General features: G+C 61.6%; 22 protein-coding genes, 2 tRNA genes and 1 pseudogene. 13 read left to right on the plus strand and 12 right to left on the minus strand.

What is annotated here, in order from left to right; translation table 11 throughout:
* Positions 1-23 precede the first annotated feature (23 nt).
* The 4 genes from rpe to ACKTS9_RS08165 all read right to left on the minus strand — a co-directional run bounded on the left by rpe (position 24) and on the right by ACKTS9_RS08165 (position 4,125).
* Complete coding sequence (rpe, locus tag ACKTS9_RS08150; protein ID WP_349217011.1) at positions 24-677, minus strand: ribulose-phosphate 3-epimerase; 654 nt, start codon at positions 675-677, stop codon at positions 24-26.
* A 67-nt stretch (positions 678-744) separates the two neighbouring features.
* Positions 745-1,950: a S1C family serine protease gene (locus ACKTS9_RS08155; RefSeq protein WP_407880069.1), complete on the minus strand. Its 1,206-nt coding sequence runs from the start codon at positions 1,948-1,950 to the stop codon at positions 745-747.
* Positions 1,950-3,431, minus strand: a complete 1,482-nt coding sequence (locus ACKTS9_RS08160) for a sensor histidine kinase (RefSeq protein WP_349217009.1) — start codon at positions 3,429-3,431, stop codon at positions 1,950-1,952. Before ACKTS9_RS08160 ends, ACKTS9_RS08155 begins: the two co-directional genes overlap by 1 nt.
* 4 nt (positions 3,432-3,435) lie before the next feature.
* Positions 3,436-4,125: a response regulator transcription factor gene (locus ACKTS9_RS08165; protein WP_349217008.1), complete on the minus strand. Its 690-nt coding sequence runs from the start codon at positions 4,123-4,125 to the stop codon at positions 3,436-3,438.
* Between the two features lie 191 nt (positions 4,126-4,316).
* On the opposite strand from ACKTS9_RS08165, the gene ychF reads away from it, so the two are divergent.
* The 3 genes from ychF (at position 4,317) to ACKTS9_RS08180 (ending at position 6,734) form a co-directional block, all read left to right on the plus strand.
* On the plus strand, positions 4,317-5,429 hold the full coding sequence (ychF, locus tag ACKTS9_RS08170; protein WP_407880072.1) for a redox-regulated ATPase YchF: 1,113 nt from the start codon (positions 4,317-4,319) through the stop codon (positions 5,427-5,429).
* A gap of 14 nt (positions 5,430-5,443) precedes the next feature.
* On the plus strand, positions 5,444-6,130 hold the full coding sequence (locus tag ACKTS9_RS08175) for a 5'-methylthioadenosine/adenosylhomocysteine nucleosidase (RefSeq protein ID WP_407880074.1): 687 nt from the start codon (positions 5,444-5,446) through the stop codon (positions 6,128-6,130).
* Between the two features lie 112 nt (positions 6,131-6,242).
* A complete protein-coding gene (locus tag ACKTS9_RS08180; RefSeq protein WP_349215983.1) occupies positions 6,243-6,734 on the plus strand; it encodes an HDIG domain-containing metalloprotein in 492 nt (163 codons plus the stop codon).
* An 85-nt stretch (positions 6,735-6,819) separates the two neighbouring features.
* On the opposite strand, the gene ACKTS9_RS08185 is transcribed toward ACKTS9_RS08180, so the two are convergent.
* Positions 6,820-7,251 (minus strand): hypothetical protein, encoded by a 432-nt coding sequence (locus tag ACKTS9_RS08185; protein ID WP_349215982.1) that lies wholly within the window; start codon positions 7,249-7,251, stop codon positions 6,820-6,822.
* Positions 7,252-7,360: 109 nt separating this feature from the next.
* Here ACKTS9_RS08185 and ACKTS9_RS08190 point away from each other — a divergent pair, with 109 nt between their 5' ends.
* Positions 7,361-8,209: a hypothetical protein gene (locus tag ACKTS9_RS08190; RefSeq protein WP_349215980.1), complete on the plus strand. Its 849-nt coding sequence runs from the start codon at positions 7,361-7,363 to the stop codon at positions 8,207-8,209.
* Positions 8,210-8,270: 61 nt separating this feature from the next.
* On the opposite strand, the gene ACKTS9_RS08195 is transcribed toward ACKTS9_RS08190, so the two are convergent.
* The 3 genes from ACKTS9_RS08195 to ACKTS9_RS08205 form a co-directional block, all read right to left on the minus strand.
* Positions 8,271-8,807 carry a biotin transporter BioY gene (locus tag ACKTS9_RS08195; protein WP_349215979.1) on the minus strand — a complete coding sequence of 179 codons (537 nt, stop codon included), beginning with the start codon at positions 8,805-8,807 and terminating at the stop codon, positions 8,271-8,273.
* Complete coding sequence (locus ACKTS9_RS08200; protein WP_349215978.1) at positions 8,804-9,787, minus strand: biotin--[acetyl-CoA-carboxylase] ligase; 984 nt, start codon at positions 9,785-9,787, stop codon at positions 8,804-8,806. Before ACKTS9_RS08200 ends, ACKTS9_RS08195 begins: the two co-directional genes overlap by 4 nt.
* A 128-nt stretch (positions 9,788-9,915) precedes the next feature.
* On the minus strand, positions 9,916-11,043 hold the full coding sequence (locus ACKTS9_RS08205) for a DUF362 domain-containing protein (protein WP_349215977.1): 1,128 nt from the start codon (positions 11,041-11,043) through the stop codon (positions 9,916-9,918).
* Between the two features lie 132 nt (positions 11,044-11,175).
* Here ACKTS9_RS08205 and ACKTS9_RS08210 point away from each other — a divergent pair.
* Positions 11,176-11,251, plus strand: a tRNA-Thr gene (locus ACKTS9_RS08210).
* A gap of 29 nt (positions 11,252-11,280) precedes the next feature.
* On the opposite strand, the gene ACKTS9_RS08215 is transcribed toward ACKTS9_RS08210, so the two are convergent.
* On the minus strand, positions 11,281-12,114 hold the full coding sequence (locus tag ACKTS9_RS08215) for a GNAT family N-acetyltransferase (RefSeq protein ID WP_349215976.1): 834 nt from the start codon (positions 12,112-12,114) through the stop codon (positions 11,281-11,283).
* Between the two features lie 188 nt (positions 12,115-12,302).
* On the opposite strand from ACKTS9_RS08215, the gene ACKTS9_RS08220 reads away from it, so the two are divergent.
* Together ACKTS9_RS08220 and ACKTS9_RS08225 are read left to right on the plus strand one after the other, a co-directional pair.
* Positions 12,303-12,388: transfer RNA gene (locus ACKTS9_RS08220), tRNA-Tyr, on the plus strand.
* Between the two features lie 166 nt (positions 12,389-12,554).
* Positions 12,555-13,013 carry a spore coat protein gene (locus ACKTS9_RS08225; protein ID WP_349215962.1) on the plus strand — a complete coding sequence of 153 codons (459 nt, stop codon included), beginning with the start codon at positions 12,555-12,557 and terminating at the stop codon, positions 13,011-13,013.
* A gap of 69 nt (positions 13,014-13,082) precedes the next feature.
* Here the strand turns inward: ACKTS9_RS08225 and ACKTS9_RS08230 are convergent.
* Positions 13,083-14,747: pseudogene (locus ACKTS9_RS08230) on the minus strand (ATP-dependent metallopeptidase FtsH/Yme1/Tma family protein).
* Between the two features lie 145 nt (positions 14,748-14,892).
* Positions 14,893-15,426 (minus strand): TetR/AcrR family transcriptional regulator C-terminal domain-containing protein, encoded by a 534-nt coding sequence (locus tag ACKTS9_RS08235; RefSeq protein WP_407880080.1) that lies wholly within the window; start codon positions 15,424-15,426, stop codon positions 14,893-14,895.
* 532 nt (positions 15,427-15,958) lie between these two features.
* On the opposite strand from ACKTS9_RS08235, the gene ACKTS9_RS08240 reads away from it, so the two are divergent.
* The 6 genes from ACKTS9_RS08240 to ACKTS9_RS08265 all read left to right on the plus strand — a co-directional run bounded on the left by ACKTS9_RS08240 (position 15,959) and on the right by ACKTS9_RS08265 (position 23,003).
* Positions 15,959-16,945, plus strand: coding sequence for a bile acid:sodium symporter family protein (locus tag ACKTS9_RS08240; protein WP_407880082.1), 987 nt, complete (start codon positions 15,959-15,961; stop codon positions 16,943-16,945).
* 156 nt (positions 16,946-17,101) lie between these two features.
* Complete coding sequence (locus tag ACKTS9_RS08245) at positions 17,102-18,667, plus strand: HlyD family efflux transporter periplasmic adaptor subunit (RefSeq protein ID WP_407880084.1); 1,566 nt, start codon at positions 17,102-17,104, stop codon at positions 18,665-18,667.
* Positions 18,664-19,374 (plus strand): ABC transporter ATP-binding protein, encoded by a 711-nt coding sequence (locus tag ACKTS9_RS08250; RefSeq protein ID WP_407880086.1) that lies wholly within the window; start codon positions 18,664-18,666, stop codon positions 19,372-19,374. Before ACKTS9_RS08245 ends, ACKTS9_RS08250 begins: the two co-directional genes overlap by 4 nt.
* Positions 19,361-20,659 carry an ABC transporter permease gene (locus tag ACKTS9_RS08255; RefSeq protein ID WP_407880088.1) on the plus strand — a complete coding sequence of 433 codons (1,299 nt, stop codon included), beginning with the start codon at positions 19,361-19,363 and terminating at the stop codon, positions 20,657-20,659. Before ACKTS9_RS08250 ends, ACKTS9_RS08255 begins: the two co-directional genes overlap by 14 nt.
* A 75-nt stretch (positions 20,660-20,734) precedes the next feature.
* The gene (locus ACKTS9_RS08260; protein WP_349215955.1) at positions 20,735-21,427 is read left to right on the plus strand and encodes a response regulator transcription factor; all 693 of its coding nucleotides are present in this window, start codon (positions 20,735-20,737) and stop codon (positions 21,425-21,427) included.
* The gene (locus ACKTS9_RS08265; RefSeq protein ID WP_407880091.1) at positions 21,411-23,003 is read left to right on the plus strand and encodes an ATP-binding protein; all 1,593 of its coding nucleotides are present in this window, start codon (positions 21,411-21,413) and stop codon (positions 23,001-23,003) included. The genes ACKTS9_RS08260 and ACKTS9_RS08265 overlap by 17 nt, the downstream gene beginning before the upstream one ends.
* A 72-nt stretch (positions 23,004-23,075) precedes the next feature.
* Here ACKTS9_RS08265 and ACKTS9_RS08270 read toward each other — a convergent pair whose 3' ends face one another.
* Positions 23,076-23,417, minus strand: coding sequence for a methyltransferase domain-containing protein (locus ACKTS9_RS08270; RefSeq protein ID WP_407880093.1), 342 nt, complete (start codon positions 23,415-23,417; stop codon positions 23,076-23,078).
* Between the last annotated feature and the right edge of the window lie 71 nt (positions 23,418-23,488).

Below are 23,488 nucleotides of genomic sequence, written 5' to 3' on the forward strand. Positions count from 1 at the left end.
CTTCGCCTCTTTCTGTGAAAAATTCATTCGCAGGCGCTGCGGATGGCCGCCATGGCAGCGGCCGGGTCCTTGGCGCAGAACACCGCGCTGCCCGCCACCAGCACAGTGGCGCCCGCCCGGGTGCACAGGGGTGCGGTGGCCTCGCCGATGCCGCCGTCCACCTCGATCTCCAGCTCCAGGCCGCGGCGCAGCGCCTCGGCGCGGATGGCCGCGATCTTGTCCACGGCGGCGGGCATGAACTTCTGCCCGCCGAAGCCGGGCTCCACGCTCATGACCAGCACCATCTCCAGGCGGTCCAGATACGGGAACACCGCCTCGGCCGGGGTGGCCGGCTTGATGCACAGCGCCGCTTTGGCGCCCGACGCATGAATGGCGTCAATGGTCTCATCCACGGGGCTGTCCGCCTCGATGTGGAAGGTGATCAGGTCCGCGCCCGCGTCCCGGAAGGTCTGCACGTATTTCAGCGGGTCCTTGATCATCAGATGCACGTCATAAAAAGCATCCACCGCGCTGTGCAGGCATTTGAGCACCGGCACGCCCAGAGACAGGTTGGGCACAAACTGCCCGTCCATCACGTCAATGTGCAGCCAGTCCGCGCCGCCGTCCAGCACGTTTTGGCAGTCTCTGCCCAGATTTGCGAAATCCGCCGAAAGGATCGACGGGGCGATCTTTACCATAGAAAACACCTCGTGTTTTTTAAAAACTGTTGTACTATTATACGCCTTTTGCCCTCAAAAGGCAAATTCAGGGCGTGCTTTCCAGCAGATTGGCCGTGATGGCCACCGTTTTTCCGTTGCTGTGCTTATAAATTTGCAAATCGATGGTGTCGCCGCTTTTCTTTTCTTTCAAAATCTCCTGCAGGTCCGCGGTGGCGGTCAACTCGCGGCCGTCGGCTTTCAGGATCACGTCGCCGACCGTCACGTCATGGTTCACCAAATCGCTTTCGGGCAGCACCTCGGCAATGTACAGGCCATGGGCGGGCAGGCCCCGCTCCGGTCCGGTGACCGAGGACAGCGCGATGACCGTGACGCCCAACGTCATGCGGTCCTTCACATAGCCGTAGGCGATCAGGTTCTGGACCACGGGCTGCGCGTCGGAAATGGGAATGGCAAAGCACAGCCCCTCGTAATCCGAGCCGCTGAGTTTGGCCGAGCTGATGCCGATGACCTGACCGTACCGGTTCACCACCGCACCGCCGGAGTTGCCGGGGTTGATGGCCGCATCCGTCTGGATGAGGTTCATGGTGATGACGCTTCCGTCGGACATCTGGATGGGCACCTGCCGGTTCAAGCCGGAGACGATGCCCTGGGTGACGGTGCCCGCCAGGCGGCCCGCCGCGTTGCCGATGACCACGGTGCGCTCGCCCACCTGCAGCGTGTCGGAGTTGCCGAAGGTGGCGGGGGCCAGGTCCTCGGCTTCGATTTTGATGACCGCCAGATCCGACTGGGTGTCCTGGCCGATGATGCGGGCGGAAAACTCCCGCCCGTCGTTGAGGATGACGCTCAAATCGCTGGAATCTTCCACCACGTGGGCATTGGTGACGATGAAGCCTTCCTCGTTGAGGATGACGCCGCTGCCGTAGGCCGCCACCGAAAGACTTTGCGGCATGTACACGTTGATGCACACCACGCTGGGGCCCACCTGCTGGGCGATCTGCGTGGTGGGCAGGCCGTCGTCCATGTCTTCGGGCAGCTCCTGCAATTCAAAGGCGGGGGCGTCTTCGCCCGCACCGGCGGGCGCCTGTTCCCCGATGCGGAAGGGGTCTTTGCCCTGCCACAGAAGCACAGCCGCAGCGCTGACCAGCACCACCGCTGCCAGTGCCAGGCACAAAAGCGTGATGATCAGCGGCGCGCGGCCCCGTTTGGGCGCGGGGCGCGGCACATATTCATACTGCGGCGGCTGCCAGCCGTCCCGCCGCGGGTCCTGCCAGGACCCGTTGGGCTGTTCCATCATGAATCCCCCTTCTCTTCCTCGGGTTTTGACCGGGTTTGCTTTTGCTTGTTTTTCTCCTGCACGGCCACGGGCAGCGTAAAGTTGAACTGGCAGTACTCGCCCTCTTTGCTCTCGGCCCAGATGTTGCCGCCGGACAGGTTGATGAGCACCTTGCAGATGTGCAGGCCCAGACCGCTGCCCATGGTGTTCAGCCCGCGGCTTTTGTCCTCTTTGTAGAAGCGGTCAAACACATAGGGAAGCGCGTCGGCGCTGATGCCGGCGCCCGTATTGCGGATGCCGACCGTGACCATGCCCCGCGCCTGGGTGACGGAGAAGCGGATCTCGCCGCCCACGTTGCAGAACTTGATGGCGTTGTCCACAATGTTGTAAATGACCTGATAGACCAGATCCTCGTCTGCGTAGACCATGGTTTTGGTGGGCGCAAAACCGCTGATCTGGATCTTGTTGGCCTCCAGCCGCTGTTCGGCGCCGAACACAACGCTGGTGATGCTCTCCCAGATGTCGTAATTGCGGGCGTTGACCTGATATTCCCCTGCCTCCAGCTTGGTGATGTCCAGCATGTTTTTGATCAGGCGGGTCAGGCGGCCCACTTCCTCGGAGACAATGCCCAGGTAATGGTCCCGGCTTTCCGGCGGGATGGTGCCGTCCAGCATGCCGTCGATAAAGCCCTTGATGGTGGTCATGGGGGTGCGCAGTTCGTGGGCGATGTTGCCCATGAAGCTGTGGCGGGAGGAATCGATCTTCTCCAGGTTGGCGGCCATGTTGTTGAAGGTGACCGCCAGCTGGGCCAGCTCGTCCTCGCCCTCCACGGGGACCCGGGCGGAAAAGTCGCCGCTGCCGAACTTTTTCGCCGCGTCGGAAATGCGGCGAAGAGGCGTGGTCATGCGGGAAGTGAGCACGATGGACAGCACGCTGGAGACCATCAGCATCAAGCCGGCCGACAGAATAAAGGTGGACAGAAGGTTGGCCACGTATTCACTGAGGGTCTGGGCGTCGGACGCGGCGAAGGCATAGCCCTGCACCTGGCCGTTTTCGTCCAGCATGGCCTTGCCCGCCACGTAGCAGCGGTTTTCCAGCAGGCCGTTCAGGGTGCCCAGTTCGGTGTACACGCCGCCCCGCGCCTGGGCCATGGCTTTGGCGGGCAGCATCTCGCCCAGATAGTGGGACGGGTCCGCGGCGCTGCACAGAATGATGCTGCCCTGCTCGTCGGTGAAGAAGATCATGGTGCCGGTGGCCCGGGAGGTGATGACGATGCCCCGGGTCACGTCTTCCACGCGCTCGTTTTCGGTGTCGGCGCGGCCGGCAGCCTCTTTCATGACCAGAATGGTGTTGTCCACGGTCTGCAGAAGCGTGGCCTCGTTCTCGGCGCGGAAGTACCCCATGGACAGGTACAGCTGGATGAAGCCCATCAGCGCAATGCTGCACAAAAGCAGAATGGCGGTGGAATAAAAATACCGGGTGGTGATGCTTTTTCGCATACGATCACTCTTTTACTTCAAACTTATAGCCCACGCCCCAGACGGTTTTCAGGCTCCACTGATCGCTGGTCCCCTCCAGCTTTTCGCGCAGGCGCTTGACGTGCACGTCAATGGTGCGGGAGTCGCCGTAGTATTCAAAGCCCCACACCTCGTCCAGCAGCTGGTCCCGGGTGAACACCCGGTTGGGGTGGCTGGCCAGGTAGTACAGAAGCTCCAGCTCCTTGGGGGGCGCGTCCACCACGTTCCCCTTCACCTTCAGCTCGTACCGGGTCAGGTCCACCGAGAGGTTGTCGTAGGAGATGACCCCGTCCGGCGCGGCCTGGGCCGGCACGCAGCGGCGCAGCACCGCCTTGATGCGCGCCACCACTTCCTTGGAATCAAAGGGTTTCACCACGTAGTCGTCGGCGCCCAGCTCCAGGCCCAGCACCTTGTCGAAGGTCTCGCCCTTGGCCGTCAGCATGATGACCGGGGTGTTGTCCACGGCGCGGATCTTGCGGCACACCTCCCAGCCGTCCATTTTCGGCATCATGATGTCCAGCAGGACCAGGTTCGGTTTTTCTTTTTCAAAAGCCGCAAACGCCGCCTCGCCGTCGTTGGCGATGCAGGTGGTGTATCCCTCTTTTGCAAGATACAGCCGCAGCAGCTCGCAGATGTTTTTATCGTCGTCCGCAATCAGAATTTTTTCATTGGCCATGTCGCCGCACTTCCTTTCCCCTTGCAGTTCGCATTATTTCTATTATAACGGATAAATGTGTACAAAAAAAGACTTTCGCCCCGGGCAAAGAATTTTGTGCGCGCGCGTTGCGCCCGGCCGGTTCTTTCTGTATAATAGGTAGGAATACACGCGCAGCGCGCTGCAAGAAAAGAAAAGAGGAATTCATCACTATGAAGCTCGGTATCGTGGGCCTTCCAAACGTAGGCAAAAGCACCCTGTTCAACGCCATCACCAGCACAAAAAACGCGGCGGCGGCCAACTATCCGTTCTGCACCATCGACCCCAACACCGGCATTGTGCCTGTGCCGGACGCCCGGCTGGACAAGCTGGCGGAGATTTGGGATACCAATAAAAAAACGCCCGCCATTGTGGAGTTCGTGGACATTGCGGGCCTTGTGAAGGGCGCGTCCCAGGGCGAGGGCCTGGGCAACAAGTTCCTGGGCAACATCCGGGAGTGCGACGCCATCGTCCATGTGGTGCGCTGCTTTGACGGCACCGACATCGTGCACGTGGAGGGCAGCGTGGACCCCCTGCGGGACATTGAGACCATCGACACGGAGCTGATCCTCAGCGACCTGGAAGTGGTGTCGAACCGGGCCGCCCGCTTTGCCAAAGCCGCCAAGACCGGCGACAAAAAGGCCGCCGCTTCCGCCGCCTGGCTGAACGCGCTGGCCGAGCATCTGGGCCAGGGCAAAAACGCCCGCACCTTTGCCTTTGACGACAGCGACGACGACCAGGCCCTGCAGCTGCGGGAGATGGGCCTTTTGACGGCAAAGCCCGTGATCTACGCCGCCAACATGAGCGAAGACGATTTGATGAGCGGCATGGAGGACAACCCCCACTACCAGACGGTGAAGAAGCTGGCCGCGGAAGAGGGCGCCGAGTGCATTCCCATCTGCGCCAAGACCGAAGAGGACATTGCCGACTACACCCCCGAGGAGAAGAAAGAGTTTCTGGCGGAGATGGGCATCGAGGCCACGGGCCTGGACAACCTGATCAAGGCCAGCTACAGCCTGCTGGGGCTCATCAGCTTTTTGACCGACGGCAAGAAGGAGTGCCGCGCCTGGACCATTCGCCGGGGCACCAAAGCGCCCCAGGCCGCGGGCAAGATCCACTCGGATTTCGAGCGCGGATTCATCCGGGCGTCGGTGGTGAAGTACGACGATCTGGCCGCCTGTGACTTCAGCATGGCCAACGTGAAGGCCAAGGGCCTGCAGCGCACCGAGGGCAAGGAGTACGTGGTGCAGGACGGCGACATCATCGAATTTTTGTTCAACGTATAACGGAGGGCGCGAACATGGAGAAGATCGGCCTTTTGGGCGCCATGCCCCAGGAAATCGAACTGCTGTGCCGCCGGCTGAATGACCGCAGCCAGCGGGAGTGCGGCGGCATCACGTTCTACGAGGGCACGCTGGACGGGCGGCCCGTGGCGCTGTGCTGCGCGGGCATGGGCAAGGCCCAGGCGGCGGCCGCGGTGCAGCTGCTGGTGACGGTGTTCGGCGCCACGGCCATTGTGTTTTCGGGCATTGCCGGAAACATGTCCACCCGGGTGGGCATCGGGGACGTGGTCATCGGCGGAACGGTGGTCTATCACGACGGCGAGCCCCGGATGTTTGCGGAGAGCTATCCGCATCTGGAAGAATTTCATTCGGACGCGCGCCTGGTGCGGGCGGCTGAGCGCGCCTGTGCCGAGGCCGGCGTAAAGTGCCTGGTGGGCCGCATTGCCACCGGCGACTGCTTTGTGGGCGACAGCGTTACCAAGAACGCCATTGCCGCCAAGTGCGCGCCGGACTGCGTGGAGATGGAAGGCGCGGCCGTGGCCCACATTGCGGCCAAAAACGACGTGCCGTTCGTCATTCTGCGCGCCATGAGCGACAACGCCGACGAGGACGCGTTCCAGACGCTGGTGGTCAAGCAGTTTGACGTGGGCGAGTACTGCGACCGGGCGGCCCACATCTGCGCCGCGCTGATCGAGAACCTGTAAAATTCTCGAAAACCAACATTTTCATGTTGTATTTTTTTTGTGAAAAGTCGTATGATGGAATCGGAGCGGGGATTTTCCTGCTCCGATTTTTCCGGAAAGGACGGAGTTGCCAATGTGGCAGGCAGAAAACCGCGCCCTGTTCGCCCAATGTCTGGACGGGCTGGCCGCGGACCCTTATGTGAGGCAGATGGAGCCCATTCAGCAGCACGCTCAGGGCGTCAGCTGCTATGACCATTGTCTGTTTGTTTCGTACCTGGCGTTCAGCCTGTGCCGGATCACCGGCCTGGACTACCGGGTGGCGGCCCGGGGCGGCATGCTGCATGATCTGTACTTACAGAACTGGGCGCAGACCAACGTAAACCGGCTGCGCCGGCTGTGGCTTCATCCGCACATGGCCCTGGCCAACGCGCGCCGCTTTGGGCTGAGCCCCAAGGAGGAGAACATCATCCAGAGCCACATGTGGCCCGTGGGCCGCACGCTGCCCCGAAGTTGGGAGAGCGTGATGGTCAACCTGGCCGACAAGGCCGCCGCAACGGTGGAGATGCTGCATCTGGTGCGTCTGCTGGGCGTACAGAGAAATCTGGAGCTGCTGAAGCAGGCGTAAACATTCGGATCAACAAAACAAAAAGGGGCCGGTCCGGCATTCTGCCGGGCCGGCCCCTTCGTATTGGGAGCGTTTTTACTATTCGTTATAAAAATTGTTTTAATTCCCCAAGGTATTCATTCTCCGCATGCTGCAGGCGCTGGGCCAGCGCCACCGCACCGGGGTTTGCGTCCGGGTTTGATTTGATGGCTTTGGTCATATCGGTCACGCCCATCTGCGCGCCCTGAATGAGCATGTCCGCCAGCTTCTGCGAAGAGGGGTCGGCCATGGTCTTCATGGCAATGCCCATGTGCGCGCCCCACTTGGTCAGCTTGCTCTGGGTTTTGGCGGCCTGCCCTTCCACCGCCAGCATGGCGTGCGCCCGCCGGGCCACGTCCTCATAGGTGGCCAGTTCCTTGTGAAGATGGTCCTTCATCTGGTTTTCCTTGGCCACGCTCAGCAGCTGATGGGCTGTTGTGCGGCCCACCTCCGCGTTTTTCACCACCTGATTCAGCAGGTCAATGGTCTGTTCTTCCATGAAAACATCTCCTTTCCATACACTTTTCCTTATTCTTCCCGCAAACCGGGCGGATATCCCTTGCGAAGGAAACCATATATTGTTATGATGAAAGAATAGGAGGGATTCCATGCAATTTCGGTACAATCCGGACCAGCGCAACCGGGACGCCCGCGCTCTGGCCGCGCTGGATGAGCAGATGCCCGGCGCGCTGCGCTTTTACCAGAAGCGCAACCGGTTTGCCTGGGCCGCATTTCTTCTGCGCTGCGGGGTGGTGCTTTACACCGCCGTCATGTACATTGTTTTGATGGGCGACTACACCAGGGCCGCCAGCACGCTGCTGGGACTGGTGGTGGCCGGGCTGCTGTGCATTCTCATCAGCCGGGGCAACTGGGTCTGGTCGCTGTTTCTTCTGCTGTGGGGCGTGATGGGCCTGCGGGACAGCATTCCCATTTTGACCAGCGCCTCCAACTACGTGCTCTCCTTTGTGGGGCTGGCGGCGCTGGAATGCGCGGTATCGCTGGTCTGGCTGGTGCTTTTTGTGCTGCTGCTGACCGGCGGCGGTCTGCGCTTTGCGCCCGCGGTGGCGCAGGCGCTGAAAAACGGCGTGGCCGAGCCTGCCGCGGCGCCCGCGAAAGAGCCGCAGCCCGAACCCAGGCCGGAACCCGCGCAGGTGGAATCCATTGAGCCGGTGGGCCGGCCTTACCCCGCGGGCAGCGCGGAGGGCCGGATCTCTCTTTTGACCGCGCGCTGGAACGGCCACGCGCTGGTGCTGGACCATTGTGCCGCGGAAACGCGCCTGGTGGTGGACGGATTTGTGCGGTGCCTGCTGCCCGGAACGCGGCGCACCCAGGGGTTCTGCCTGTGTGCCGAGCTGGACGGCGTCCTTCTCCGGGGCATTGTGCTGCCCCGGCCCGGCGGTTACGCCGCGGCGCTGTACGCGGGCAACGACCAGCTGGCCCGTGCCACGCGGCCCTGATCGCAAAAACAAAAGGAACGGTTCCTGCCACGGAACCGTTCCTTTTTTGTATGCGGAGAAATTATTGCAGCAGGCCCGCCTGTGCCATGCGCTGCTGCAAAAGCCGACCCAGTACATAGGCGCAGGCCGCCTTGCAGATGTCGGGCAGGATGAAGGGCGTGACACACCAGGCCAGGCTCTGAACCAGCGTGGTGCCGGTGACCACCATGAACCAGGCGGTGCCGAACCCGTAGCAAAGCAAAAGGCCCACGGCCATGCCCAGCGCGGTCACCACGGGCTTGTCCAGGCGGCGCGCCGCCGCCGTCACGCCCGCAATGGCGATGTAGCCGATCACGTAGCCGCCGGTTTTGCCGAACAGAGCCGCGGGGCCGGCCATCATGCCGGCAAACACCGGAACACCCACCAGGCCCATGGCCATATACACGGTCAGGGAGATCACCGCCCAGCCGGGCGTCATCAGCATGCCCGCCAGGTAAGCGCCCAGCACCGCCAGATTAAAGGGCACCGGCCCGATGGAAAGCTGAATTTGTGACAGCACCGCCGTCACCGCGGCCAGCAGCGCCGCCTGCACCAGATTTCTCGCTTGACTTTTTCTCACAATGAACCTCCCTGTTTGACGCGGATGCTGACCTCGCCAAAGGACAGCTCCTCGGTTTTTCCTTCGCTGTTTTCGATCAAAAGATGGCCGTCCGGCGTGATGGACAGCGCACGGGCCGGCCGCCGGGTGCCGTTCTGGATCACAAAGATCTCCTTGCCGGGCACCAGGTTGTGGGCGATGTAATCTTCCATAAACGGCGTGGCCGGCAGCTGCTCGGCCATGTCCCACAACTCGTTGGCGATCTCGGCGGCGATGCGGCAGCGCTGCACCGGCTCGCCGGGGTCAAAAATGGAGCCGGCCACGTCCCGAATCTCCGGCGGAAAGCCGCCCTCCGGCTCCAGCAGGTTCAGGCCGATGCCCACCACCACATAGTCCACGCCGCCGCTTTCCATATCGGCGGCCGCCTCGGTCAGGATGCCGCAGCATTTTTTTCCGTTCCGGTACAGGTCGTTCACCCATTTGATCTCCAGTTCCCGGCCGCACACCTTCCGGATGGCCCGGTACACCGCCACGGCCGCCGCACTGGTGATGGGCACCGCGCATTCCATGGGAAGCCCGCTGCGCAGCAGCATGGTCAGATACAGCCCGGTGCCCGGGGGCGAGGAGAAGCTGCGCCCTCTTCGGCCGCGGCCGCCGGTCTGCGCGTCGGCCACCACCAGGGTGCCGTGGGGCGCGCCCTGGGCGGCCAGCTCCTTGGCGGTCAGGTTGGTGGAGACCACTTCCCGCTCCACCACCAGCCGGGGCACCGGCCGGGTCAGATACGGCCGCACCCCCTGCTCCGACAGCACCTCGCTGGTACTGCGCATGGTATAGCCCTTGTTGGGCACTGCCTCGATGCTATGCCCCTGCTTCTGCAGTTCCTTGACGGCCTTCCACACCGCCGCCCGGGAGATCCCCAGCCGGTCGGCCAGCGCCTGACCGGAAAACGCCTGCTCCCGATGGGTCTCCAGCAGGCTCAAAATCTCTTCTTTGGTGCTCATGTCCCTCTCTCCTCTGCGGATTCTTCTCTTATTATACGGCCCGCGCGCCAATTGTCAACTATAAAATATTTTTAGGTTTACAATCAATTTAAAAAACACGGTCCCCGAAACAGGGACCGTGCAGAAATTCAGCGAACGGTGACCAGCTCATAGCTGCGGGTGCCCAGGCCGATTTTCTCGCCGTGCTCCACACAACTTTTCCAGTTGGTGTCGGGTGCGCTGTTGCAGAAGTGGTCGTGCAGATCGCAGGCGCCCTCCCGGTGCAGATTTTCGTACAGCTGGCTGCCGGGCAGAACGGGCATCCGGTTGCAGGCATCGGCACAGGCCACGTCCAGCGCCACCGGGTCGAAGCTGGCGAACATGCCCACGTCCGGAATGATGGCCGCGTCGTTTTCGCCGTGGCAGTCGCAGTTGGGCGACACCTGGTTGACGATGTTGACGTAGAAGGCGGGGCGGCCGTCCACCACCGCTTTGGCGTACTCGGCCATTTTGCAGTTCAATTCGTCGTTGGCGTGGTAGTTGTTGTTGGCGATGGCGTCAAAGTTGCATGCGCCGATGCACCGGCCGCAGCCCACGCACTTGTTGTGGTCGATGGAAGCTTTGCGGTTTTCGTCAAAAGAGATGGCGTCATGGGCGCAGTTGCGGGCGCACATGTGGCAGCCGCGGCACAGCTCCTGGTCCACGCTGGGCTTTCCGCCGCAGTGCATTTCCATCTTGCCCGCGCGGGAGCCGCAGCCCATGCCCACGTTCTTGATGGCGCCGCCGAAACCGGTGCTCTCATGGCCCTTGAAATGTGCCAGCGAGATGAACACATCCGCGTCCATCACGGCCCGGCCGATCTTGGCGCTTTTCACATACTCGCCGCCCTGCACGGGGACCTCCACCTCGTCGGTGCCCTTCAGGCCGTCGGCAATGATCACATGGCAGCCGGTGGAGAAGGGCGAAAACCCGTTTTCATACGCGGCGTCCATGTGATCCAGCGCGTTTTTGCGCCGGCCCACATACAGGGTGTTGCAATCGGTCAGGAAGGGCTTTCCGCCCAGGCTTTCCACCACGTCGGCCACGGTTTTGGCAAAGTTGGGGCGCAGGTAGGACAGGTTGCCCGGCTCGCCGAAGTGAATTTTGATGGCAGTGAATTTGTCCTGAAAATCGATCTGCTCGATGCCGGCCCGGCGCATCAGCTTTTCCAGCTTCTGCTGAAGGTTCAGGCCCGGGCGGGCGCGCATATCGGTAAAGTAAACAGTCGCTTTTTCCATGTCAGTGCTCCTTTTTTAAATATCCGCTGTATTCTATCATAGCGAAATCCCGCGCCGCTTTCAAGAAAGGTTCAAAAAAAGCTTGATTTTTTTGCTGATAGCCGATATACTAATACAGTGTCCTGTTAAGGTGCTGGTGTAGCTCAGCTGGTAGAGCAGCTGATTTGTAATCAGCAGGTCGGGGGTTCGAATCCGTCCACCAGCTCCAAAAGCCCGGGTTTTTGCCCGGGCTTTTTCTTATGCCTGCAGCTCCCTGCTCATTTCATACTGTCTGGCAACTTCCTGAAAGCGGAGAGAACGAAGCAATTCCAGCACTTCCGGGTAGGAAGTGTCCACATTTTTGACGATGACCGCGGGGAACTTTGACACCAGGTCCTGAAAAATCTGCCCCAGTGCCGAAAGGTCCCTGTATCCCATCTGGACCACCGCCCCGCTCTCCTGTTCAAAGACACAGAAAGCGGCAATGCCGTCCTGCGCCTGCCGGTACCACACGCGGTAAAGCTGCGGCGTCCGCTTCAGAACCGGCGTTGTATGTTCAAAGCACGGGTCCACACACCGGCAGTTCGCGGCCGGGACCTCAAATTGCGAAAATTCCTGCTCCTGCACCGGAAACGGCAGGGTCTGCGCCGCCTGCCCGTCCCCTTTGAAAACGACGTATTCCCGCCGCGTGGAAAAACCCAGCCTTTGGTACAGCCGGATGGCCCGCCGGTTCTGCTGCAGTACTTCCAGATAGTAGGCCTGCACGTTCTGCCGGGCCAGCTGCTGTTCGGCAAACTGAAACAAACGGGTGAACACCTGTTTTCCCCGGTGCTCCGGCACCACCCCGGTGCCCGCGTCGAACACCGCGTTCTGGCCGTTGTAAACGCTTCTTGTATTGAAAAGGAACCCCACCAGCCGCCCGTTTTGAAACGCGCCGTAGGACTGGGCAAGGTCGACGCCGCTCATTTCCAGACGTTTTTGCAGCTGTGCCGCGCTCAAATCGGCCGAAAAATAATAGTCCGAAAACGCCGCGCGAAAGCACTCTGCGATCTGCTCATAAGAAGTGTGCTCCAAAGTTTGGTATTGGTACATTGTTTTCCACCTCTTCCCGGAAGGATTCCAAGGAGCATGGTACCGCACTTTCGCGCAGAATGCACCTGTGTGCTCCGGGGCAGGACAAAAAGGGGGGAAACTTTTGCAAGAAAGGGTTGACAAAAGTCCCGGCGCCTGTTATTATAATTAAGCACTCTTTTTGAGAGAGCCGCCTGAAAAAAGAATATGGGAGAGTTCCCGAGTGGCCAATGGGGGCAGACTGTAAATCTGTTGCGTCTTCGCTTCGATGGTTCGAATCCATCCTCTCCCACCAACAAGAACGACCGTCGTATCCCGACGGTCGTTTTTGTTTGTGGCTTCGAGAGGATGCGATGAGAACAGCACGGCCCGCCCGCTGGCGGCTGAAAAACTTTTCCAGACGCACATATTTTTCTCCGGACAGGGCACAGTAAACGCAAACCCTGAAAGGAGAAACCGTCATGAACTGGACCCAAAAGGAAAAGAACTTTTTGAAAGATCTGCAAAACGAGGAAAAACTGTGTGTACAGAAATATCACAAAGCCGCTGAGGCTGCCTGTGACCCCACCCTGCGCCAGATGCTGCACAAACTGGAACAGGCCGAGCAGAACCACTGCGACACCGTTGCCCAGATGATGGACGGCAAGGTGCCTGCCCAGGCGGCCAAGGCGCAGAACAGCCGCCTGCCCTCGGAAAAGCAGCTGAAAGCCAACACCACCCGTGCCCAAAAACAGAGCGACGCCTATTTGCTGAGCGATTTGCTGGCCACGGAAAAATATGTTTCCGGCGTGTACAACACCGCCGTGTTCGAGTTTAACGACCCAGCCGCACGCCAGGTGCTGAGCGCGCTTCAGCAACAGGAGCAATGCCACGGAAAAGAACTGGCAGCCTATATGCAGGCCAACGGCATGAGCTGCTGACCGGCTTTTGAACAGGAAACCCCCGCCGCTTCCGTCCGGAAGCGGCGGGGGTTCTTTGTTTTGCGGGGCTCACCGGTCCAGGATCTGCATGAACTCCTCGCCGGTGATGGTCTCTTTTTCGTACAGATAGCGCGCCAGCTCGTCCAGTTTTTCCCGGTTTTCGGTGAGGATGGCGGCGGCCTTTTCGTGCTGTGCCTTCACCAGCGCCACCACCTGCCGGTCGATCTCGGTCTGCGTCTCCGCCGAGCAGGTCAGCGAGGAATCACCGCCCAGATACTGGTTGTTCACCGTCTCCATGGCGACCATGTCAAAGTCCCGGCTCATGCCGTAGCGGGTGACCATGGCGCGGGCCAGCTTGGTGGCCTGCTCGATGTCGTTGGACGCGCCGGTGGACACGGTGCCGAACACGATCTCCTCGGCCGCGCGGCCGCCGGTATAGGTGGCGATCTTATTTTCGATCTCCTCTTTGGTCAGCAGATAATGATTGCCCTCGTCCACCTGCATGGTGTAGCCCAGCGCGCCGGAAGTGCGGGGAATGATGGTGATTTTCTGCACCGGAGCGGAATGATTCTGCCGGGCCGCCACCAGGGCATGGCCGATTTCGTGATAGGCCACGGTCCACTTTTCCTTGTCCGTGAGGATGGCGTTTTTCTTCTGGTAGCCTGCGATGACCACCTCGATGCTCTCCTCCAGATCGGCCTGGCTGGCGCTGCGGCGCCCGCAGCGGACCGCCCGCAGCGCCGCCTCGTTGACGATGTTGGCCAGCTCTGCGCCGGATGCGCCCGAAGCCATGCGGGCGATTTTGTTGAAGTCCACGTCTGCGTCCACCCGCACCTTTTGGGCGTGGACCCGCAGAATGGCCTCGCGCCCCTGCTAATCGGGCAGCTCCACCGGCACACGGCGGTCAAACCGGCCCGGCCGGGTCAGGGCCGGGTCCAGCGATTCGGGACGGTTGGTGGCCGCCAGAATGATGACGCCGGTGTTGCCTTCGAACCCGTCCATCTCCGTGAGCAGCTGATTCAGGGTCTGCTCGCGCTCATCGTTGCCGCCCAGCTGGCCGTCACGCTTTTTGCCGATGGCGTCAATTTCGTCAATAAAGACGATGCAGGGCGCTTTTTCTTTTGCCTGCTTGAACAAGTCCCGAACTTTGGAGGCACCCATGCCCACGAACATTTCCACAAATTCTGAACCGGAAATGGAAAAGAACGGGACGTTGGCCTCGCCGGCCACGTCGGAAAACTTGATGCCTTCGGACGATTTGACATAGATTTTCGCGTTGGACTTGCCCAGGCCGAAGGACATGGCGTTGCTGCCCCCCGCCCGGTCCATCATCTTTTTGGAGAGCAGCTGCCCCACGGCGATGAACACCACCAGCGGCAGCACCCAGCTGAGCAGGAACGAGAGAATGGGCGAAGTTTGCTGGATCTCTTCTCCGGAGAAGGGCACGCCCGCTTCATGCAGGCGATTGGTCAGGTCCGGGGCGCTGACCATGGCCGTTTTATACACCCGGGTCTCGTCCTTGTCGGTGAACAGAATACGGTTGTTCTGCTGCTGGATCTCCAAACGGCCGATCTGCCCTTCTTCGGTCATGGTGAGAAAGGTGCCGTAATCCACCTCCACGATCTGCCGCTGCGTCAGCATGGGCAGCGCCAGCAGGTTGAACAAAAACAGGATCAGCAGCATGATCCCATAATAGAACATCAGCGGTTTTTGGGGTCGTTTTACTTCATTCATCCGGGGTCCGCCTTACCTGCGGCCGCATGCCGCATCTACCTGTGTTTATAACAGAACGACCCGGTGTTTTCCACTGGCGGATTGGCCCGCGTGTATAAACAGAAAACCCGAAGTGTCAAAAAATGTGACACTTCGGGAATTTTGTTTATCCAAGAGTGAGCTGTGCAGACAGAAGGCGATAGATGCGGTCCGCCAATGCATCGGGGTCCGTATCCCTGCGGTGCAGGCCGTCCAGCATCAGGCCCACAACGCCGCTGGCGTAAAAACACAGCACTGCGTCGGCATCGGCAGCAGAAAGCATGCGGTCCGGCGCGCGGCGCAGCATCATCTGCGCCAGATAGTCGCTCATGGTGCGCACCAGAAGGCGCTCGATCTCCGCCCGGCGCCGGGAGGCCATCAGACGGTCCACCCAATCCTGGTTTTCCAGCCCCTCCCGCACCAGAGAACGAATGGCGCTCTGCGGGTCCGGCGCGGCCAGGCTGCGGGCAATGCCCTGGGCCAGCACCCTTTTCTGCTGCCATTCCACCACGTCCATAATGTCCTGAAAATGATAGTAAAAGGTCTGCCGGCTGATGCCGCAGCCGTCCACCAGCTCTTTCACCGTGATCTTGTCCAGACTTTTGCGGTGCAAAAGCGCATTCAGCTGGTCGGCGATTTTTTCCTTCATATCCACGGGCACGGATTCTCCTCCTCTCTGTGCTTCATTGTAACAGAACGCGGGGCGGCGCTTCAAGCCCGCGCCCGGGCGTTCTGTGGAACCTTACAAAAATGAAACGCAAAAACTGTGCAAAAAGTGAAAAAAGCAATTCTGCCCGTTGACTTTTGCCGCCTGCGCTGTATAATGTGTGTAATGTTTATCACAGTAAAGCGTTGACGAGGTCCAGTACGTCGGAAACTCCGCGCCAGAGAGCTGCCGGGTGGTGCAAGGCAGCGGCGGGGCCCGCCGGAAACATCCCCTCCGAGCAGCAGGCTCAACCGCCCTTCGGGGCCAAGTAAGCTGTGCCGGCCGGCAGCCGTTATCCTGCCGCCCCGTCGGGTTTGTCCCTGCGGGAGCGAGTGGTCCGGTGTGCACCGGGCAAAAAGAGTGGTACCGCAGAGCGTCTTTTCAGGCCTTTGTCTCTTGGTTCAGGAGACAAAGGCCTTTTTGTTTTGGCTGGCACCGGCCCCGCGGCGGGCCGGGTTCAGAATAGATACCTTGGGAGGAACGAATCATGGAAGTACTGAAAAAAGTAAGCAAATTCGCCGGCAGGTACATGGCGATCATTGTGCTTGCCATTGCGGTGTTGGCCTTTTTTGTGCCGGAGAGCTTTCTCTGGGTGGGAAAGGATTACAACGCCTTTACCCGCATTGTCACGGTAAACAACCTTTTGATGGTGGTCATGTTCGGCATGGGCCTGACGCTGAAGCCGGAGGACTTTAAAGTGGTGTTCTCCCGCCCGAAGGACGTTCTGGTGGGCTGCACGGCGCAGTTCGTCATTATGCCTCTGCTGGCCTTTCTGCTGACCAAAGTGTTCACCCTGAGCCCGGAGCTGGCGGTGGGCGTGATCCTGGTGGGCACCTGCCCGGGCGGCACGTCCTCCAACGTGATGACCTTCCTGGCCAAAGGCGACGTGGCTCTGAGCGTGGGCATGACCGCCTGCTCCACGGTGCTGGCGCCCTTCCTGACCCCGGCGCTGACCTATCTGTATGCCCATGAGACCGTGACCGTGAACATGGTGGATATGTTCATGAGCATTGTGAAGATCGTCATCATCCCCATTGCGCTGGGCTTCATCATCAACAAGCTGTTCGGCAAATTCACCCAGGCAGTGGTGGAGATCCTGCCGCTGATCTCGGTGGTGGCCATTGTGATCATTGTGGGCGCGGTGGTGGCGCCCAACGCCGAAAAACTGTTCGCCAACGGCATTCTGATTCTGACCGTGGTGGTGCTGCACAACCTGCTGGGGTACGCCCTGGGCTACTGTGTGGGCAAGCTGCTGCACATGAGCGACGCCAAGTGCAACGCGGTGTCCATTGAGGTGGGCATGCAGAACAGCGGTCTGGCCACCAGTCTGGCGGGCACGGTGTTCCCGGACCTGGCGCTGGCCACGGTGCCGGGCGCGCTGTTCAGCGTATGGCACAACATCTCCGGCTCCATTGTGGCCAACCTGATGGCCGCTGCCGCGGAGAAAAAAAGCGCCGCCAATGCGGTGAAATAACGCTCTGAAAAAGGACCGGCACCCCGGCGCTGCGCGCGGGGTGCCGGTTTTTTTGCTCTTTTTTCAAACCTTTACAAATCTTAAGGCGGACGTAAAGGCGGCGTAAAGGTAGGCGTGTTATGCTGAACCCAAAGCCGAAAGAAAGGAAGAGCTGTGATGAAAAAAACGATTTTGCCTGTTCTGGCGCGGCACAAGCGCCTGACCGCAGCCGTACTGGCGCTGGCCGTGGTGCTGGCGGCGGGCGGCGGCGCCTTTGCCCTGCTGCACCGCAAAGGCGGCGATGCAGGCGACGATTTGAATTATGCCCGCACCGTGACCCTGACCAAGGGCGAACTGACCGAGTCGGTGAACGTGTCGGGTCTGGTGCAGAGCGCCCGGGTTTCCTCGGTGACCACATCCCTGACCAGCAAGGTGGTGGCCGTGAACGTGAAGGTGGGCGACGTGGTGAAAAAAGGCGACGTGATCTGCACGCTGGACGACACGGACATCCGCCGGGCCATTCAGGACAAGGAAAAGGAACTGAGCGGCGAAAAGCAGCAGCTGAAGGACGCGGTGACCAAGGCCGCCGACGCGCTGTCCGCCGCCAAACGCGCCCGGGACACCGAGCGCCAGACCCAGGACGTGCGCGTGAACGAGGCCACCGCCCAGCGGGACAAGGCCGCGGCAGCCACCCAGGCCGCCCTGCCCGCCTACAACGACGCACGCACCCATTACGACACCATGATGAAGGCCGTGGCCCCGGCCGAGAGCGCGGCCGCTGCGGCCAACGCCGCCCGGCAGACCGCCTATGACAGCTGGATCGCCGCGGGCGGTGCAGCCGAGGGCGACGCCTATGCCGCCTACCAGGCCGCGGAAGAGCAGGCGCGGCAGGCGGACACCGCTTTGGCCGACGCCCGCGCTTTGTACGAGTTTGAGCGCTACGCCGGTGAGCTGGAGCGCGCCCGGCAGACCTACGACGAGGCGTCGGCCCGGCAGGTGGAGGCCCAGAGCGCTTTGGAGCAGGCGGCTGCCGCCCGCACCCAGGCCCTGAACGCCTGCGACCAGACGGTGAACAGCGCCATCGCAGACCTGCAGCAGGCTGAAAAGCAGGAAAAGCGCGGCGTGGCCGACGCGGCCCTGGCCGATTTGAAGAAAAGCCTGGAGAGCACCGTGCTGCGGGCGGAAACCGACGGCAAGGTGACGGAACTGAAGGTGAACGTAGGCAGCATCTGCAAAGGCGATGTGGCGGTGATCCAGGCCACGGACGATCTGATCGTGTCGGTGACCATCCCTGAATACGCCATTCAGAAAGTGCAGGTGGGGCTGGCCGCCTCCATCACCAGCGACGCCTCGCCCACGGCGCTGCGGGGCAAGGTATCCCGCATCTCCCCCACTGCCGGGTCTTCCGGCGAGGGCGGCGGCACTTCGGCGGGCTTTTCGGCGGACATTGCCATTCAGGACCCGGAGAACATTTTCATCGGGGCCAAGGCCAAGGCGGAGATCATTCTGAACCAGAAAAAAGACGTGTACACCGTGCCGCTGGACGCGGTGCAGCCCGACGGCGACGGCATGGACGTGATCCAGGTGCGCCAGCCGGACGGCCGCTTTGCCCCGGTGCGGGTGCAGACGGGCATGAAAAACGACTACGCGGTGGAGATCAGCGGCGCGCAGCTGACCGACGGCATGGAAGTGCTGGCGGACGCCAGCACCCTGCCCGACGCAGAAGGCGGTGGCACGCCATGAAGCCGCTGATCGAGATGCGGGGCATCGTCAAAACCTACAACGTGGGCAAGGAGAACGAACTGGAGATTTTGCACGGCATTGACCTGACGGTGTGGCCCGGGGAGTTCGTGGCCATTGTGGGCGAAAGCGGCAGCGGCAAATCCACGCTGATGAACATCATCGGCGTGCTGGACAAGCCCACCCAAGGCACCTATGTGCTGGACGGCACGGACGTGCGCACCGCCGGGCGGGACCAGATGAGCGAGGTGCGCAATCGGAAGATCGGGTTCGTGTTTCAGAATTTCAACCTGATCGCCCGCACCACGGCCCAGCGCAATGTGGAGCTGCCCATGCTGTATGCCGGGGTGCCCGCCCGCGACCGGGAGGCACGGGCCACCCAGCTGCTGCGCCGGGTGGGCATGGAGCAGCGCCGCTTTCACCAGCCCAGCGAACTGTCCGGCGGGCAGAAGCAGCGGGTGGCCATCGCCCGCAGCCTGGTGAACGACCCGGCCATTCTGCTGGCGGACGAGCCCACCGGCGCGCTGGACTCCCAGACCAGCCGCCACGTGATGGACATTTTTCACGATCTGCACCGGCAGGGAAAGACCATTGTGCTCATCACCCACAGCCGGGAACTGGCCGCCGAATGCCCCCGGGTGATCACCCTGCGGGACGGGCGCATTCTGGCAGATCAGCGCAAGGAGGGAACCAGCCATGCCGCTTTCTGAAAACGTGCGCCTGGCGCTGGGCAGCCTGCGGGCCAACAAACTGCGGGCCCTGCTGACCATGCTGGGCATCATCATCGGCATCGGGGCGGTGATCGCCATCATCACGGTGGGCGACTCGCTGTCCGGGTCTGTGGAACAGGAGATGGCCGGTCTGGGCGCCCGGGACGTGACCGTGAGCGTGACCCAGAAAGACGACCCCTTTGCCAATGTGAATTTTGACGAACTGGATGCCGGCGAACAGGACGCTTTGTTTGAGAACTTTGAATACCGCAGCCCGGAACCCTCGGACCTTCTGACGGGGGAAATGCTGGAGGATTACCGGAAAAAATTCGCCGACCAGCTGAAGGCGCTGGTGGTTCGGGAAGAGCTGGGCAGCATCACCGCCACCAACGGCCGCTTCAAGGCCGAAGGGCAGCTGCTGGGCGTATCGCCCGACCAGGCGGTACAGGCCAAGCTGCAGCTGCTGGCCGGGCGGTTCCTCACCGACCGGGACGGCGCGGACGGCCGGGCCGTGGCCGTTGTCAGCGACCGCTTTGTGACCCAGTATTTCGGCAGCCGGGCCAAGCCCGCCGACGCACTGGGAAAAAGCTTCCGCACGGATGTGAACGGCATTCCCCTGCGGCTGTACATTGTGGGCGTCTACCAGCACAAGCAGGAGGGACGAAGCAAACCCACCTCCACCGAGGTATATATGCCCGTGGACAGCGGCGTGCGCCTGCTGCAGCGCACCCCCGGCTACCAGACTCTGACCCTGCAGACCAAAGACGGTGTGGAAAGCAAGCCCTTCATGGAGCGCACCCGGGCCTACTTTGGCAGCTATTACGCCCGCAACCCCTATTTCACCGTGTCGGTGTCCAGCCTGGAAGAGGCGGTCAAGTCCATGGACAAGGTGATGCAGAACATGAAGCTGGGCATCAGCGCCATTGCGGCCATCAGTCTGCTGGTGGGCGGCATCGGCGTGATGAACATTATGATGGTATCCGTCACCGAGCGCACCCGGGAGATCGGCGTGCGCATGGCGCTGGGCGCCAAGAGCCGGGTGATCCTGCTGCAGTTCATTGTGGAGGCGGTCATCATCTGTCTCATCGGCGGGCTGATCGGCGTGGTGCTGGGCGTGGCCGTGGGCAGCGCCGGAGCCGTGGTGATGAACTATCCGGTGCGGCCTTCGGTGCCGGCGGCGGTGGTGGCGGTGGCCTTTTCCATGGCCATCGGCGTGTTCTTCGGGTATTATCCGGCCCGGCGGGCGGCCCTTTTGGACCCCATTGAGGCGCTGCGCTACGAATAGGCCTTTTCATGGGGCGGGCGCATCGTGTACAATGAAGGTGCGTTCCCCCCTATTTTTTCTGCGAGGTGGTTTTTCATGGCATACACCATTCTGGTTGCCGAGGACGATCAGGACATCACCAATCTGATGCGGCTGTATCTGGAGAGCAGCGGTTACAAGGTGCTGTGCGCGCCCGACGGCGCCGCCGCCCTGGAGCTGGCCCGCACCCACCCTGTGGACCTGGCGGTGCTGGACATCATGATGCCCCGCATGAACGGGTACGAGCTGACCCGCAGCCTGCGGGCCATCAGCAGCATGCCCATTTTGATCCTGTCGGCCAAAAACGCGGACAGCGACAAGATCCTGGGGCTGGAGCTGGGCGCGGACGATTACCTGACCAAACCCTTCAACCCGCTGGAGATCATTGCGCGGGTGAAGGCCAACCTGCGCCGGTTTTACGAACTGAACCAAAGCCCGGCGCCGGCCCCCGCAGTGGTGGGCCCGCTGCGGCTGGACCCGGGCGCCTTGTGCGTGACCAAAAACGGTGTGTCCATTGCCCTGACGCCCACCGAGTACAAGATCCTGGCCTGTCTGATGAGCGCCCCCGGGCGCATTTTTACCAAAGTGCAGCTGTACGAGGCCGTCAGCGGTGCCTGCTTTGAAAGCGACGAAAACACCATGATGGTGCACATCTCCAAGCTGCGGGACAAGATCGAGGACGATCCGCGCCGCCCGCGCTTCATTATTACCGTGAGAGGGTTGGGATACAAAATTGAAGCTGTGGAGTAAACGTTCCGGATATTTTCATACACTGCTGCGCTATTTCGCCGCGTTCAGCCTGCTGCTTCTGGCCGCGGGAGCCCTGCTGCTTGGCTGGGCCATGCACGACAGCGCCAGCGCCATCACCCCTGTGTCCCAGCGGGACCTGACCGAGTACGACGCACTGCTGCGCCAGGGCCGGTACGACCGGTTCCCGGCGGAAAAGGTGCTGGGCGAGGGCGGATACATTCAGGTGACCGATTCAAATGGCCGGGTGCTGTACACCCAGCGGGAGGGCGGCGGCGATTTCACCCCCGACGAGCTGGCCTGTGTGCCCCTTCACCAGCAGGGGGTGTACCGCTCGGTGAGCCGCTGGGAGAGCGCCCAGGGCGAGATGACCCTGGTGGCCAGCGACGCCATGTCCGCCAACGACTACCTGCTGTCTCAGGAGCCGCTGATTCTGCGGCCGGACGGGACCATCGCCTACGGCTCCATTCCGGGGTATTCGGGCGGTGCGCTGGACGGGCGGGCCTACGGCTACCTGACCCAGACCCTGCCGGAAGACTATCTGATCTGGAAGCACCCCTTTACCGGCGAGGACGGAGAAAGCCGCTGGCTGATCCTGTATGAAGCGGAGTCCCTGCCTTTGGGCGGGACGCTGGGCAACATCTGGCTGCGCACACTGGTGCTGTTTCTGCTGGTGTACGCGGTGGTACTGGTGGGCATGACTCAATGGCTGAGCCGCCGGGTGAGCCGCCCCCTGAACAAGCTGAGCCACGGGCTTTCGGCGCTGGCGCACCAGCGGTCGTACCACCCCATCCAGTACCGGGGGCCGCGGGAATTTGAGGAAATTTGCCAGGCATTCAACCGTCTGGCCAGCCGCCTGCAGGAGAGCGAATTGCAGCGCATTGCGCTGGAGCAGAACCGCCAGAAGCTGCTGGCGGACATCTCCCACGATCTGAAAACGCCCATCACCGTGATCCAGGGTTACGCAAAGGCCGTGCGGGACGGGCTGGTGCCGCCGGAAAAGGTGCCCGACTATCTGGACATCATCCAGCAGAAGGCCAACCGCCTGACGGACCTGATCGAGTCGTTCCACGAATACAGCAAGCTGGAGCACCCTCAGTTCACCCTGCACACGGAACCCATGGACCTGTGCGAAGTGCTGCGGGAGTATCTGGCCGGCAAGTACAGCGAACTGGAACTGGCCGGCTTTGCGCCCCAGATCGATATTCCCGAGGAGCCGCTGCGCTGCGCGCTGGACAAGACTGCCTTTGTGCGGGTGCTGGAAAATCTGGTGGGCAACGCGCTGAAGCACAACCCCGCCGGCACCCGGATGCTGTTTTCCCTGTCCCTGCGGGAGGGCCAGGCCCGGCTGCTGATCGCGGACAGCGGCACCGGCATTCCCCTGGACCTGACCGAGCGGATCTTCGACCCCTTTGTAGTGGGGGACGAGGCCCGCACCACCCGGCAGGGCTCCGGGCTGGGGCTGGCCATCAGCCGCAAGATCGTAGAGGCCCACGGCGGTTCCATCTGCCTGGTGCAGCCGCCCCACCCGGGCTGGGGCGCGGAATTTGAAGTACTGCTTCCTTTGCTTTCCTCCTGACAGAGGGCGGATGCCCCCCGCCCCCTTCTTAAAAGCAGCGCCGACTGCCCCCGGCGCTGCTTTTTTCTTTTGTTACGGTTTGCGGCCCGCCACGGTGTACACAAAGCCCTTGATCTTCCAGTGGCCCTCCACCCGGAACCCGTTTTTCTCCATGCGCCGGGCCACGGCCACCATGTTTTCGGCCAGGTCCAGCCCTGCGTACTCCGCCGGGCGCTGCCGGGCCAGCAGCTGCAGCAGATGCCCGGTGCCGCACCCCACGTCCAGCAGCCGCCGGTAGGGTTTGTCCCGCAGGAAGGCCGCCGCGTCCTGGCAGCTGAGCTTGGCCGGGCCGGAATAATACACCGCTGTGTTGCGGTCGTACTGCGCCGCCTGCCGGTTGAAATGCGCCCGGCTCAGCGCCTCGTAGTCTTTCATGGTCGAGCCTCCTTCTTTGGTTAGTTATAACTAACCTATAAGCTCAGTATCCCCGCTTTTCCACCCCGGGT

This window comes from Owariibacterium komagatae (assembly GCF_045865535.1).
GTDB lineage: Bacteria > Bacillota > Clostridia > Oscillospirales > Ruminococcaceae > Ruthenibacterium > Ruthenibacterium komagatae.

Coding starts and splice junctions, on each gene's coding strand:
- rpe (WP_349217011.1), bottom strand. CDS start 677: ATGGTAAAGATCGCCCCGTCGATCCTTTCGGCGGATTTCGCAAATCTG.
- ACKTS9_RS08155 (WP_407880069.1), bottom strand. CDS start 1,950: ATGGAACAGCCCAACGGGTCCTGGCAGGACCCGCGGCGGGACGGCTGG.
- ACKTS9_RS08160 (WP_349217009.1), bottom strand. CDS start 3,431: ATGCGAAAAAGCATCACCACCCGGTATTTTTATTCCACCGCCATTCTG.
- ACKTS9_RS08165 (WP_349217008.1), bottom strand. CDS start 4,125: ATGGCCAATGAAAAAATTCTGATTGCGGACGACGATAAAAACATCTGC.
- ychF (WP_407880072.1), top strand. CDS start 4,317: ATGAAGCTCGGTATCGTGGGCCTTCCAAACGTAGGCAAAAGCACCCTG.
- ACKTS9_RS08175 (WP_407880074.1), top strand. CDS start 5,444: ATGGAGAAGATCGGCCTTTTGGGCGCCATGCCCCAGGAAATCGAACTG.
- ACKTS9_RS08180 (WP_349215983.1), top strand. CDS start 6,243: ATGTGGCAGGCAGAAAACCGCGCCCTGTTCGCCCAATGTCTGGACGGG.
- ACKTS9_RS08185 (WP_349215982.1), bottom strand. CDS start 7,251: ATGGAAGAACAGACCATTGACCTGCTGAATCAGGTGGTGAAAAACGCG.
- ACKTS9_RS08190 (WP_349215980.1), top strand. CDS start 7,361: ATGCAATTTCGGTACAATCCGGACCAGCGCAACCGGGACGCCCGCGCT.
- ACKTS9_RS08200 (WP_349215978.1), bottom strand. CDS start 9,787: ATGAGCACCAAAGAAGAGATTTTGAGCCTGCTGGAGACCCATCGGGAG.
- ACKTS9_RS08205 (WP_349215977.1), bottom strand. CDS start 11,043: ATGGAAAAAGCGACTGTTTACTTTACCGATATGCGCGCCCGCCCGGGC.
- ACKTS9_RS08215 (WP_349215976.1), bottom strand. CDS start 12,114: ATGTACCAATACCAAACTTTGGAGCACACTTCTTATGAGCAGATCGCA.
- ACKTS9_RS08225 (WP_349215962.1), top strand. CDS start 12,555: ATGAACTGGACCCAAAAGGAAAAGAACTTTTTGAAAGATCTGCAAAAC.
- ACKTS9_RS08240 (WP_407880082.1), top strand. CDS start 15,959: ATGGAAGTACTGAAAAAAGTAAGCAAATTCGCCGGCAGGTACATGGCG.
- ACKTS9_RS08245 (WP_407880084.1), top strand. CDS start 17,102: ATGAAAAAAACGATTTTGCCTGTTCTGGCGCGGCACAAGCGCCTGACC.
- ACKTS9_RS08250 (WP_407880086.1), top strand. CDS start 18,664: ATGAAGCCGCTGATCGAGATGCGGGGCATCGTCAAAACCTACAACGTG.
- ACKTS9_RS08255 (WP_407880088.1), top strand. CDS start 19,361: ATGCCGCTTTCTGAAAACGTGCGCCTGGCGCTGGGCAGCCTGCGGGCC.
- ACKTS9_RS08260 (WP_349215955.1), top strand. CDS start 20,735: ATGGCATACACCATTCTGGTTGCCGAGGACGATCAGGACATCACCAAT.
- ACKTS9_RS08270 (WP_407880093.1), bottom strand. CDS start 23,417: ATGAAAGACTACGAGGCGCTGAGCCGGGCGCATTTCAACCGGCAGGCG.